This is a genomic window from Sphingorhabdus sp. (assembly GCF_035329025.1).
Lineage (GTDB): Bacteria > Pseudomonadota > Alphaproteobacteria > Sphingomonadales > Sphingomonadaceae > Sphingorhabdus_B.
The window spans coordinates 55,365-67,909 of the sequence record NZ_DAOLHN010000011.1 but is presented as its reverse complement, the minus strand read 5'-3'; the positions used below and the strand labels follow the sequence as shown (position 1 = coordinate 67,909).

Sequence of the window (12,545 nt, the reverse complement as noted above, 5' to 3'; positions counted from 1 at the left end):
AACCCGTGGCCCCCTGATTACAAATCAGGTGCTCTACCAACTGAGCTAAGCCGGCGCGACCAATGCGGGCCCTTTAGCGTCATAGCACCCCAAAGGTCCAGCCCTCTCTTTGCGCTATTTCAGGGGTCAGCAGTTCAGGCATCCAGAGAGCGGCGTGCTGGCTGGCGTTGCGCATCCATGCGGCGGTCAGCAGCGCGTCGGTGGCATGGTCGTCGAGCCTGTGGAGCAGGGTAGGAGCATCGGCACCGAATATGGCGAGCGCCTTTGCCAGCGTCGCTGCATCGCGGATCTTGCTGGTGTTGGCGGGTAAGCCTGCCGCACGCGCGGCGATGGTGGTGTAGATTTCGATGATGACGGGGCCACGTTCAGGAAGCGGATCAAATGGCCAGACGGGGATGCGCCCGCCCAGCCTGTGCATCATCCGCATTCCGGTGAGCGAGCTCTTGCCGACCTGACCTGCTCCAACCAGGTTGAAGCAGCTCCAGCTATTGGCCTGTTTGGTCGCGCGCTGGTGGCGTTCGACTTCGCGTAGCCGCCCGACGCCACCTTCGAACAAGTCGCCGACATGGCCCTTGCCATGGCGGAAATGGCGGCGGACTTCGGGGTGGGCAAGAAAGCTGTTAGCCGCCAGATGCCGGTCCTCGGTGCAGAGCTGGTCTATCAATGCCCATAGCGCGCGGGCGTCGGCGGGGCTGTCTTCCCATTCTGGAAAAAAGCTGCCTTGGTCGAGAAAGGGAAAGCCGAGCGATAGATCGAGGCCGATCAATATATCCTCGTCCGCGTCGGCGCATTCGAGCAGCCAGTCGAGAATGGATTGGCGCGACCAGCGCTTTTCGGGGCCAATCAGTTCGGGTGCCCCTTCATGGCCGATGCTGGCGAGGGCGAGGCCAGAAGGATATTCGCCAACCGCGCCAGACCAGTCGATACAGGCAAAGCGTGAGAAATGGCGCATGTGCGATGCTATGCCCCCGCTGTTGCCCAAATAAAAGGGGGGGCCAAATAAAAGGGGGCGAGGTTTCCCCCGCCCCAATTGGCTGCTTCGGTAAAGGCAGCTTATTTCTTGACCGGTACCTTGCGGGCCGGAGCGCGCTTGACTGTTTTGGGTGCCAGCGAGGCGACCGGTTTCTTCGCTGCAGGTGTGGCAGGAGCCCGCAGGTCCGACAGCATCCGTGCCGCCGCGTCACGTCCGCCAAGGCCAAAGGCGAGGGCAAAGGCAACCGCAGCACCGATGGCGAGCGCGCCAAAGGCATAATCGACAATCATCCCGCCAATCTGCATCTGCTTTAGGCCGATGAAAACGAACAGGCCGGTTGTGATCCAATAGGTAACGTTTGACGCAATTCCTGCGCCTGTTGCATCGGCGATCAAATTGCGAAGAATGTTGGCGATGAGCACACCCAGAGCAATCAGCACTGCGCCAAAGACGACATTGCCTGCCTGCGCCAGCACCGTTTCGAGGATGTTCGTCAACTGCGGGAAACCAAGCATGTTGGTCGCCGCGATGGCGAAGAAGATCATGATGGCGATGGTAACGATCGCGGCAATCACGCCTGATGCCGTGCGGCCTTCGGGCAGGATACCGAGCTCGTTAATCGCACGATCTGCGCCAAGGCTGGGCAGCAGGTCCCGGATCAGCGCTGCCACCCAGCGCGAGATCACAAAGCCAATACCGAGCAAGAGGCAAGCACCGATGATCAGCGGGATGGCTTTGAACACCATGTTGAGCAAGTTCATTGCCGGTTCGGTGATTGCCGATATTTCCAGCATCTGGAGTGCAGCAATCGCGACCGGAATGATAACGAGTACATAGACAATCGTACCCAGCGTCTTGGTAATCGCATTATTCCCGGTGATGGCTTCGACCCCACCCTTATTGGCCCATTTGTCGAAGTCGACGGCGCCCAAGGCGGTTTCCACCAGGTCGCGGGCGATTCCTGCGATCATCGAACCGATGAAGAAGATTGCGGCAGCAAAGACCACATTATCGAGATAACCGATGAAATTGGTCAGCAATCCCTGCACGGGTGTAATCACGCTATCAAATCCAAGCTGCTGGAGAACCGCAAGCAAGCCGAGCAACCAAACCAGAAGCGAAACGATTTTACCGAGCGCCATTCCGACACTCTCTCCGCTCGATGTCCCGCGTTGCAGGAAAGGTATTTGGTCGACCATCTTTGCGAAGGTCCATTTGGCCGCTTTGGCGAGCGCCCAGGTGATCCCCAAAATAACAAGGGCGAAGAATATCTTCTCCGCCCATTCCATGAAAAGTGCCTGATCAAAGGCGTAACCTGCTATCTGCAAACTATCCATTTTCGCTCCCCCTAGTTGCGAACCGAAGGGTTCAGAAGCAGGAAGAATCTATCATGGAATCAAGACTCTGGCAAATTTTTGCTGCATCTTATGCTGCGCAGCATTTTTATGAGTCAAAGCAATGATTTGACTCGTTTATTTTGGTTCGACGGTAAACAGCTTGCGCATCAATGCAGCCAACTCCCCGGTGACAATCTCTATGTCGGGCACGGAAAGCCCGGCGCGCTGTTCGCGTGCGATCCATTGCGGCAAGCCGAATATCAGCGCCCCGAAAGTGTGGATCGATAGGGCAGGTAGCTCACCCTTGATAAAATATGGCGCGGCCCACCCCATTGCCCGTTCCACGAAAGCCGCATTCAAATCTTTCAGCGCGGTCGTATGCTTGAGCACCCAAGGCGCCGCGGCCGTATCGAGCATGAAGGTATATTCGTCGGAGAACTTCTTCTGGAAATCGAAGGCAGCGCGCACCGAAGCCTCGGCAGCGGCGGGCACCGTCGACTCAGCCTCCATCGCTGCAATCACATGCTCCCAATAGTGACGGCGAATACCGACGAAGATTTCGAGCGCGATGGCTTCCTTGGTCGGGAAATGATGGAACAGACTGCCGTTTGACACACCCGAATGCTTGCAGATTTCAGCAATCGAGGTTTCATCCAACCCTTTGGAAAAAAACAGTTCGCGTGCGGAGGCGAGGATGCGGTCGCGGGTCTTTGGCTTGGCTGCATTCATTACGCCCCCCTTATCAAAGGCCTGAGAAAAACAAGCAAGGAAAAAATGGATTGACACTCTAGAGTAACACTCTATTTTTAGATCATTCCCGAGATCGGGATGCGACCCAAGGAGAGAGAGAATGAACAGGAAAAAGGACTGGTTGATTGCTGCAGCTTTATCGTTCGGCATGATCGGGGCCGCGCACAGCGCGATCTATATGAAATATGAAGGCGTCAAAGGCGAAGCTGCTGCACCGGGCAGTGATGCGCCGAAGGAAGTCGCACCCAAGCCGGATGAGCCGCAAAAGGGGCTGCTGCTTCCTGCCGTGCAAAAGGCGTCGGACATTGCACCCGACACCCCTCCGCCCGCGCCGCGTTCCAAACCGCGTGTCGCCGTTGGTGATGTGAATGGCGATGGTCGTGCCAATGCGCCCATCCGCCATGGCACGATGACGGTCCGCAAGGCGGGCGAAAGGCCGCTCGAAAATAGCGGGCAGGCGGCCCGTGGAAAGCATTTCAAAGATGCCAAGCTGACTTCTCGCAAGGCCGGCGAAGGGCAAAGCAATCGTAGCGGAAGAGTCGGCCAGATCCGCACCAACCAGTAATCCGGAGTGCCCTGCATTTGTATGCGGAGCATTCAGCGTTGCGATTGGGCCCGGCTACGCGACCCTGCCGGGCTCAATCGCCCAAGGTTAAAACGACGCGGCCAATGGCCTCGCGCCGTTCGAGCACCAGCAATGCGTCGCGGGTTTGATCGAGCGGAAGGCGGTGTGAAATATGCGGGCGCATGACACCTGCTTCAGCCAATTTCTTCAGTTCGATGGATGTTCTGGCCGCAAGTTCCGGATCGCGGCGGCTGGCCTCACCTGCGCGCAGGCCGATCAGGCTATATCCTTTGATTAGCGCATGGTTGGCGGGGAAGCTGGGCGTGCTGCCGCTGGCAAAGCCGACAATCAGGAAACGTCCGCCCCATCCGATCGCGCGTGTTGCGGTAATCGACAGATCACCTCCTACAGGATCGAATACGACATCGCAGCCTTTGCCGTCGGTCAGTTCCTTGACCTTGGCCGCTAAGTCCGGATCGGCCGGATCGAGCGCATGGTCTGCGCCAGCCGCAAGGATAGCTGCGCGCTTTTCCGGGCTGGAACCCGTGCCGATGACAATCGCCCCCATATATTTGCCGAGCGAAACCGCCGCCATGCCGACTCCGCCAGCGGCGCCCAGCACCAGCAAGGTCTCACCTGCTTTGAGCGCAGCCTTGTCGTGTAACGCGTGCCATGCAGTAACGCCGCCTGCGCGCCAGCACGCTGCCTCTTCCCAGCTTAATGCATCGGGCTTGGTTGCCAAAGCTGCGGCAGGAACGACCGCTTCTTCCGCAATACAGTCGCCCTTGCCGCCACCCATCACGCCATCGCCCGGTTTCCAATTGGTCACACCGGCGCCGACCTCGATGACTTCTCCCGAAAATTCCATACCCGGAACGAAGGGCGGATCGGGGCGGAACTGGTATTTGCCGTAAGTCATCAGCAAGTCGGGGAAATTGAGCCCCGCCGCCTTGATGGCAATACGAACCTCGCCGGGTTGCAACGGCTTGCGTTCGCATTCCTCAATCCGGATGCTCTCGGGTCCGGTCAATGCCGTACAGACGGCGGCGCGATACCTCATTTGCTGTTCCTCTCCCTGCGCAGGCCATCCCAATAAGCGAGGCGCTCGGCTATTTTGGCCTCCAGTCCACGCGGGACAGGGCGGTAAAGTTCCGCTGGCTGCATCTCCTCTGGCCAATAATTGGCACCCGAAAAACCTTCCTCAATGTCATGGTCATAGGCATAGCCTTGGCCATAGCCGATATCCTTCATCAGCTTGGTCGGCGCGTTCAGAATATTGGCTGGCGGCATCAACGAACCGGTTTCTTTGGCCAGCTTCCATGCGGCTTTTTGGGCCTTGTAAGCTGCGTTCGATTTGGGCGCAGTGGCGCAATAGAGGCAGGCTTGGACAATGGCCAATTCACCTTCCGGAGATCCCAGAAATTCATAGGCATCCTTGGCCGCGATGCATTGTTCGAGCGCCCGCGGATCGGCGAGGCCAACATCCTCAACTGCAAAACGGGTGATGCGACGGAGCACATAGAGCGGTTCTTCGCCCGCAACCAGCATCCTCGCCAGCCAATAGAGCGCGGCCTGCGGGTCTGAACCGCGCATCGATTTGTGCAGGGCCGAAATGAGATTGTAATGCCCCTCACGGTCCTTGTCATAAACCGGCATCCGGCGATGGAGCAGGGCGGCCATGGCCTGAGGGTCCAAGGGGGCGTCTGGCGGCGCGATGGCGAATAGCGTTTCGGCCTGGTTGAGCAGGAACCGACCGTCGCCGTCCGCACTCGCAATCAGAGCCAAGCGCGCATCGCCGGTGAGGGGCAGGGGCTTTCCTTCGACGGCTTCGGCACGTTCGAAGAGTTTGAGAAGGGCGGCCTCATCAAGGCGTTTCAATACCAGCACCTGCGCCCGGCTGAGCAATGCGGCGTTCAGTTCGAAACTGGGATTTTCAGTGGTCGCGCCAACAAGTGTGACAATGCCACGCTCGACAAAGGGCAGAAATCCGTCCTGCTGCGCGCGATTGAAACGGTGGATTTCGTCGACGAACAGCAATGTGGCTTTGCCGGTGCGCGCTACCTGTTCGGCCTCGGCAAAGGCCTTTTTCAGATCGGCGACGCCCGAAAAAACCGCCGAAACCGCCATATAATGCATGCCAACCGCGTCGGCCAAAAGACGCGCGATGCTGGTTTTTCCTGTTCCCGGCGGCCCCCACAGGATCATTGAGGACAATCGCCCGGCGGCGACCATGCGACCGATGGCCCCATCAGGCCCAGTCAGATGCTCCTGCCCTACAACTTCCGAAAGCGACTGCGGGCGTATCCGATCGGCAAGCGGCGAATGTGCCGAAACAGTTTCGGGACGGGTTGGGGACGGGGCGCCGAAAAGGTCGCTCACGCCTTGGTCAGCTCCGTGCGACGTTGCCGGACCAGCCGGACATAGGTATCGGCCACGGCCTGATTGATCGCATCCCAGCTATATTCGAGGCTGCGTTGTTCACCGGCCTTGCCATGCTCCATACGCAATGCCGGGTCTTCACAATAATTGCGCAACGCCTCGGCAAACTGAGCAATGGCGCCCGGGGTGATAAGCCGCCCTGAGCGGTTGTCATCGACCAAGCTTTGGCTGCCGGTGGCTTTTGCCGCGACAACCGGTAGGCCGCAAGCCATCGCCTCCAGCGTCACATTGCCAAAGGTTTCGGTGACGCTGGGGTTGAACAATATGTCCATGCTGGCGACTGCGCGCGCCAGATCGGCACCGCCCTGGAAGCCGACAAAGGCGGCGTCTGGCAGGCGGCTTTCGAACCAGCCGCGCGCCGGGCCTTCGCCGATAACCAGCACCTTATGCCTAACATTGCGACGGTTGAGCTGGTCGATGGAGTCGGAAAACACGTCGAGGCCCTTTTCCATGACTAAACGGCCCAGAAATCCAATGACCGGCATATCGTCGGCTATGCCCAATTCATTGCGCCATTGCAGGTCTCGGCGAGAGGGATCGAATATGTCGCGATCAACGCCACGCGACCAGATATCGATATCGTAATTCATCCGCTGTTGGCGAAGCACCTGTGCCATCGATTCCGATGGTGCGACCAGCGCATCGCATTTCCGGTAAAGCGTGCGCAACCAAGCTTCAACCAACGGTTCGAGGAACGACATGTTGTAATAACGGAAATAGGTTTCGAACCGCGTGTGCACCGAGGCGAGCACCGGCAAATTGCGTTTACGCGCCCATTTCACCGCCTTGCGCGCAACCCGGTCCGGGCTGGAGATATGCACGACATTGGGCGCGAAGGCTTCCAGATCACGCTTTACTGCGCCGGAAAGCGCCAGTGGAATGCGATATTCGGGGCGGTTTGGGATCGCCATCGACGGTACGCTGACCAAATCGCCGGTGGGCGGGAAGGCAGGTTCGTCGACGGTAGGAGAATAGACCCGCACCTGCGCGCCTTGGCGCAGCAAATACCCCACCAGCCGGTTGAGTGCCTGGTTTGCGCCATCGCGCACATAATTATAATTGCCGCTAAACAGGGCAATGCGAAGGTCCGCCGTCTGCATCCGCAGCCTATTAGACATCGCGGGCGCGATTGCCAATGGCCAAGCCGTGACCGGACGGTTAAGCTCTGGCATGATCAAAACGAACATCGAAGCCTTGTTAATCGGCAAACCCGTTTCGTTCAGAGGCGAGGGGGAAGACAGTTCCATCGGCTCGCGCCTTTCGGTCGACCATCCGGTTTATCTGACCTTCACCGGATTTGAGGGGGATCGCGTCGGCGACCCGACTGTGCATGGCGGTGAGGATAAGGCAGTGCATTTCTACCCGGGCGAGCATTATCCGCTTTGGGAGGCCGATTTTGCCAAAGCCGGGCGTGAACCTCACCCGCATCTTGGCCGCTTGGGCGGTTTTGGCGAGAATATCTCGGCGTTGGAAATGACCGAAGACCGTGTCCAGATTGGCGACCGCTTCCGGATTGGTGAGGCGTTGGTCGAGATCAGCCAAGGTCGGCAGCCTTGCTGGAAATTAGACCATCATTTTGGAATGAAAGGCATAATGGCTGCAGTCGTTCAAACCGGCCGCAGCGGCTATTATTTCAGGGTGATGGAAGTCGGCCATATCAAGCCCGATGACAGCATCGAACAAGTGGAACGCGCGCGGCATGGCTGGACCGTCGAGCGCGCGTTTCAGTTGTTAATCGGCGGTATGCACCGAATGGACGGGGCAAATACCGCATTGCGCGAATTGGCGGAAATGGAGACACTTGCCCTTCATTGGCGCTGGCGTGCGCGCCAGTTGCTTGAAAGTCAGGGCGAGGCGTAACTTTAAGGTCAATCGAGGCGAACCAGAGGCTATGATGAAAAAGCTGAGTCAAATTGCCGTCGCCATGTTTTCGGCCATGCTCCTCTTTGCGTTGGCGAGCGCTTCCGAAGTGCGCGGAAAGACCGAAACTGCAACCGCCGTCTTTGCGATGGGATGTTTCTGGTGCGCCGAGGCCGATTTCGAGAAGGTCGACGGCGTGATTGATGTCGTATCCGGTTACACTGGCGGTCGGGTGCGGAACCCGGCCTATGAGCAGGTGAGCGCCGGTGGAACAGGTCATTACGAAGCGGTGCTGGTTACCTACGATCCGGTGAAGGTGAAATATTCCGAACTGATTTCGGTCTTCTGGAAGAATGTCGATCCATTCGACGCAGCAGGACAGTTTTGCGACAAGGGCGAGAGCTATCGCGCCGCGATCTTTCCGCAAGGTGCTGCCGAACAGAAGGCAGCAAAAGCTTCGTTCGACTATTTGGTGGGCTTCTTCAAACGCGATCTGGCAACCAAAATAGTGGCACGCAGCGCTTTCTACCGCGCCGAAGATTACCATCAGGATTATTATAAAAAGAACCCGATCCGCTACCGCTATTACCGCAGCCGTTGCGGAAGAGATGATCGACTGGCGGAGGTTTGGGCTAAGTAACGCGTTTTTTTACCGCAGCCCTGAGCCTGTCGAAGGGCGTCTCAAGGTTTGCATTGACGCTGATAGGCGCCCTTCGACAGGCTCAGGGCTACGGTGATAGCTGGAAAGGGTTAGTTACCCCGCCGCCGCGCCAACCACCTCCGGCCGATATAGCCGCACACGCGTCACCCGGCGATCATCGCCTTCGAGTATCTCGATCTTCCAGTCGCTTTCCTCGTGGACCAATATGTCGCCGATGTTGGGAACCTGTCCGGCAATCACAAAGGCCAGGCCGCCAATGGTGTCGACATCCTCGTCCACATCCGCGAGTTTTTCGTCGAGGGCTTCGGCAAGGTCGTCCAGTTCCGTGCGCGCATCTGCTTCCCAGATACCCGGCGCGGTCTCGGTGAACAGCGCCTCCGGTTCATCGTCATGCTCGTCTTCGATCTCGCCGACAATTTCCTCGACCAGATCTTCGATTGTCACTAGGCCTTCGGTGCCTGAATATTCGTCGATCACGATTGCGAGGTGCGTCCGCGTCCGACGCATTTCGTCGAGCAGCTCGATAGCCCCCATGCTTTGCGGCACATAGCGCGGCTGGCGGATGAAAGCCTCCAGACTGTCAGGTTTTTCCTTGCCCTCAGCCAGTACGGCAAAGATATCCTTCACATGGATCATGCCGGTGATGTTATCGAGCGTGTCCTTGTAAACCGGCATGCGGCTATGGCCATGTTCGGCAAAGGCGGCGACCGCTTCGTCGAAACTGGCATCCTCGCGCAGGCCAAGAATGTCGCTGCGCGGCACCATGACATCATCGACGCGGTTTTCCGAGAAATGGAGCAGGTTGCGCAGCATCAGACGCTCGGGAGCTGACAGGTCGCCCTCGTCTTCAGGAGCGTCGCCTTCCTCTACATCTTCTTCATGTTCAGCGATTTTTTCTTCGAGCTGCTCGCGCAGCGTCGGCTCATGATTGCGTCCGAATAGAAGCGACTTCAGCCGCTGCCATATTCGTCCTTCCTCGGTTTCGTCCTTGCGGGGTCGTAAACCGCTACTACTATCGCCCTCCGTCATGGGGTTGGCTATGCTGCCTCCGGCTGTTTTCAATGGTCGCTATATGGATTGGCGATGCCCAGCGATGCAAGCGCTTTTACCTCCAGTGCCTCCATATGCTCGGCCTCTGCTTCATCGATATGGTCGAGCCCTAGAAGGTGCAGCGTGCCGTGGACGATCAGGTGGCTTACGTGCCGCGTCAGCGGGATGGCCTTGTCCTCGGCTTCGGATGCGCAGACACCATAGGCCAATATCATATCACCGAGCAGCACTTCTAGCCCCTCCCCTTCAGGGGAGGGGTTGGGGTGGGGCTGTCCGATGTCGCGCAAGGGCTGAGCAGCCCCACCCCCGACCCCTCCCCTGAAGGGGAGGGGAGAAAGCAACGCTGCCAGTTCGTCGGATTCGAGCATCGGAAAACTCAGCACATTGGTGGGCTTGTCCTTACCCCGCCAATTACGATTGAGTTCATGCACTTCTTGATCATCCGACAGTTGTATGCTGATCGACATTTTGAAAGGCGCATCCGCCAAATCGCCATGCGATGATACTGAAAAAGCTGCCTTTACTGCGTCTTCCGCTATTCGATCCCAGTCAATCTGGCCATCCCAATCGCGCGTCCGGTCGATGTCGACCTCAAGCATTTGGCCCCTCATAAGCATCGACAATGCGACCGACCAGCGGGTGGCGGACAACGTCGCTGCTGTTGAAGCGGATGGTGGTTATGCCTTCGACGCCTTCGAGCCGCTGCACTGCATCATTCAGCCCCGAATAGGTCGCGCCACCGGGAATATCGACCTGATTGGGGTCGCCGCAGATCACCATGCGGCTGTCCATGCCAAAACGGGTGAGGAACATCTTCATCTGCGCAGGCGTGGTGTTCTGCGCCTCGTCGAGGATGATGAAGGCGTTGGAAAGCGTGCGCCCGCGCATGAACGCGAGGGGGGCGATTTCAATCTCACCGCTGGCGATCCGCCGCTCGACCTGCTCGACCGGCAAAGTGTCATGCAGCGCGTCGTAAATCGGGCGGAGATAGGGATCGACCTTTTCCTTCATGTCGCCGGGAAGGAAGCCCAGCCGTTCGCCCGCTTCAACCGCAGGGCGTGACAGGATGAGCCGGTCAACCGCCCCGGTAATCAGCATCGCTACCGCCTGCGCCACCGCAAGATAGGTCTTGCCCGTTCCTGCCGGGCCGAGCGCGAAGATAATCTCGTCGCGCGCCAGCGCGTGCATATAGGGCACCTGCGTGGCCGATCGCGGCACCAGCGTTTTCTTGCGGGTGCGGATCATCACCTCGGGGGCGCCGTCGGCATCCTTGCGGACAATACCGTCGAGTGTCGGTTCGGCGCTCATCGAAATGATCGCTTGCACAGCTTCAGGGTCAATCTCCTCGCCGCGCATCACGCGGCTGTAAATATCGTTCAGGACATCGCGGGCGCGGGCGATTGCTCCTGCCTCGCCCTCAATCTGCACCCGGTTGCCGCGCGCTGAAATATAGACTCCCAGCCGGTTCTCAATGGCGACCAAATTGCGATCAAATTCGCCGAATACGGTATTGATGAGGTGCGGGCGGTCGAAGGTGATTTCGAGCCGCGACATATCGCCGGCTTGCGCTTGGGCTTTTTTCGCCATTCAGGCTGCGACCTGCATCAATAACTCTCCCTTGAGACTCAGTGGACCGGCTTCGACTATATCTACATCGACAATATCGCCGATGGAAAGCCCCGGTGCCAAGATATGCACAGATTGTAGCCAGGGCGACTTGCCAATCAGCTGGCCTTCGAGCTTGCCGGGCTTTTCGAGCAACACCGATGTGCGTTTGCCTAGAGTGCCGCGGTTGAAAGCCGCCTGCTGCTCGCTGATCAATGCCTGCAGCCTTTGCAGCCGTTCGTCCGCCACTTCGGGCGCAATCTGTCCGTCCATCGTTGCGGCAGGCGTGCCCGGGCGGGGGCTGTATTTGAAAGAGTATGCGTAGGAATAGACTGTCTCGCGCACGATGCTCAGCGTGTCTTCAAACTCGGCGTCGGTCTCGCCGGGGAAGCCAACGATGAAATCGCCAGACAGCGCGATATCGGGGCGTACCGCGCGCACCTTTTCGATGATCCGCAAATAACTCTCACGGCTGTGGCTGCGGTTCATGGCTTTCAATATGCGGTCATTGCCCGCCTGCACCGGGAGGTGCAGATAAGGCATCAGCTTTTCGACATCGCCATGCGCGGCAATCAGCCCGTCGGTCATGTCGTTGGGATGACTGGTCATATAGCGGATGCGGTGCAAGCCATCGATTCGGTCGAGCGCGCGGATCAATGTTCCCAGATCCTGTTCACCATCACCCCAAGCGTTCACATTCTGGCCCAGCAGGGTGATTTCCTTCGCCCCCGCATCGACCAGCGCTTTGGCTTCATCGACCAGTTCGGCGAAGGGACGGCTGATTTCAGCGCCGCGCGTATAGGGCACCACACAATAGGTGCAGAATTTGTCGCAGCCTTCCTGCACGGTCAGGAAGGCGGTTGGTCCGGTCTTGCGGCGCTTGGGCAGGGCGGCGAACTTGTCGAGCCCGGGCAAGCCCAGGTCAACCGTGCTTTCGCCCTTGGCGACGGCAGCAACCATGTCGGGCAGTTTGTGATACGCCTGTGGGCCGACGACGATGTCAACTTCGCTGGCGCGGCGGCTGATTTCTCCGCCTTCGGCCTGCGCGACACAGCCAGCCACGGCGATCACCGGCGAACTGCCATCCTTGCGGCGCAGCCGACCGATTTCGGAATAGACTTTCTCGGCCGCTTTCTCACGGATATGGCAGGTATTGAGGATGACAAGGTCGGCATCCTCCTTGTCCGACGCCTCCATGCCGCGCGCGGCAAACATCTCTGCCATGCGCTCGCCATCATAGACGTTCATCTGGCAGCCGTAATTTTTGACGTGAAAGGTCTTGGGCGACTCGTTGCTCATGGAGCG

13 protein-coding genes are annotated in these 12,545 nt (G+C 58.5%); 3 read left to right on the top strand and 10 right to left on the bottom strand.

Annotation, left to right across the window (positions count from 1 at the left end; all coding sequences use genetic code 11):
* Positions 1-79 precede the first annotated feature (79 nt).
* From PKC81_RS04750 to PKC81_RS04740, 3 genes are all read right to left on the bottom strand, one after another.
* Entirely contained in the window at positions 80-952 is an 873-nt protein-coding gene (locus PKC81_RS04750) for a hypothetical protein (RefSeq protein ID WP_324333625.1), read from the bottom strand.
* Positions 953-1,053: 101 nt separating this feature from the next.
* Positions 1,054-2,310, bottom strand: a complete 1,257-nt coding sequence (locus PKC81_RS04745) for a mechanosensitive ion channel (protein ID WP_324333624.1) — start codon at positions 2,308-2,310, stop codon at positions 1,054-1,056.
* Positions 2,311-2,445: 135 nt separating this feature from the next.
* Entirely contained in the window at positions 2,446-3,039 is a 594-nt protein-coding gene (locus PKC81_RS04740; protein ID WP_324333622.1) for a TetR/AcrR family transcriptional regulator, read from the bottom strand.
* Between the two features lie 121 nt (positions 3,040-3,160).
* Between PKC81_RS04740 and PKC81_RS04735 the strand changes: the two genes are divergently transcribed.
* Positions 3,161-3,625: a hypothetical protein gene (locus tag PKC81_RS04735; RefSeq protein ID WP_324333620.1), complete on the top strand. Its 465-nt coding sequence runs from the start codon at positions 3,161-3,163 to the stop codon at positions 3,623-3,625.
* A gap of 73 nt (positions 3,626-3,698) precedes the next feature.
* On the opposite strand, the gene PKC81_RS04730 is transcribed toward PKC81_RS04735, so the two are convergent.
* Genes PKC81_RS04730 through PKC81_RS04720 form a run of 3 tightly spaced genes read right to left on the bottom strand, consistent with a single transcriptional unit; the run spans position 3,699 to position 7,164 of the window.
* Complete coding sequence (locus tag PKC81_RS04730) at positions 3,699-4,685, bottom strand: NADPH:quinone oxidoreductase family protein (RefSeq protein WP_324333618.1); 987 nt, start codon at positions 4,683-4,685, stop codon at positions 3,699-3,701.
* A complete protein-coding gene (locus PKC81_RS04725) occupies positions 4,682-6,004 on the bottom strand; it encodes a replication-associated recombination protein A (protein WP_324333616.1) in 1,323 nt (440 codons plus the stop codon). Before PKC81_RS04725 ends, PKC81_RS04730 begins: the two co-directional genes overlap by 4 nt.
* On the bottom strand, positions 6,001-7,164 hold the full coding sequence (locus PKC81_RS04720; protein WP_324333632.1) for a glycosyltransferase family 1 protein: 1,164 nt from the start codon (positions 7,162-7,164) through the stop codon (positions 6,001-6,003). Before PKC81_RS04720 ends, PKC81_RS04725 begins: the two co-directional genes overlap by 4 nt.
* A gap of 70 nt (positions 7,165-7,234) precedes the next feature.
* Between PKC81_RS04720 and PKC81_RS04715 the strand changes: the two genes are divergently transcribed.
* A complete protein-coding gene (locus PKC81_RS04715; protein ID WP_324333614.1) occupies positions 7,235-7,924 on the top strand; it encodes an MOSC domain-containing protein in 690 nt (229 codons plus the stop codon).
* 31 nt (positions 7,925-7,955) lie between these two features.
* Positions 7,956-8,564, top strand: a complete 609-nt coding sequence (msrA, locus tag PKC81_RS04710) for a peptide-methionine (S)-S-oxide reductase MsrA (protein WP_324333612.1) — start codon at positions 7,956-7,958, stop codon at positions 8,562-8,564.
* Between the two features lie 114 nt (positions 8,565-8,678).
* Here msrA and PKC81_RS04705 read toward each other — a convergent pair whose 3' ends face one another.
* From PKC81_RS04705 to miaB, 4 genes are read right to left on the bottom strand one after another with little or no spacing between them, the layout of a single operon-like run.
* Complete coding sequence (locus PKC81_RS04705) at positions 8,679-9,614, bottom strand: hemolysin family protein (RefSeq protein WP_324333610.1); 936 nt, start codon at positions 9,612-9,614, stop codon at positions 8,679-8,681.
* 29 nt (positions 9,615-9,643) lie between these two features.
* Complete coding sequence (gene ybeY, locus PKC81_RS04700; protein WP_324333608.1) at positions 9,644-10,234, bottom strand: rRNA maturation RNase YbeY; 591 nt, start codon at positions 10,232-10,234, stop codon at positions 9,644-9,646.
* Positions 10,227-11,222: a PhoH family protein gene (locus PKC81_RS04695; protein WP_324333606.1), complete on the bottom strand. Its 996-nt coding sequence runs from the start codon at positions 11,220-11,222 to the stop codon at positions 10,227-10,229. The genes ybeY and PKC81_RS04695 overlap by 8 nt, the downstream gene beginning before the upstream one ends.
* Positions 11,223-12,539, bottom strand: a complete 1,317-nt coding sequence (gene miaB / locus PKC81_RS04690; protein WP_324333604.1) for a tRNA (N6-isopentenyl adenosine(37)-C2)-methylthiotransferase MiaB — start codon at positions 12,537-12,539, stop codon at positions 11,223-11,225.
* Positions 12,540-12,545: the final 6 nt, after the last annotated feature.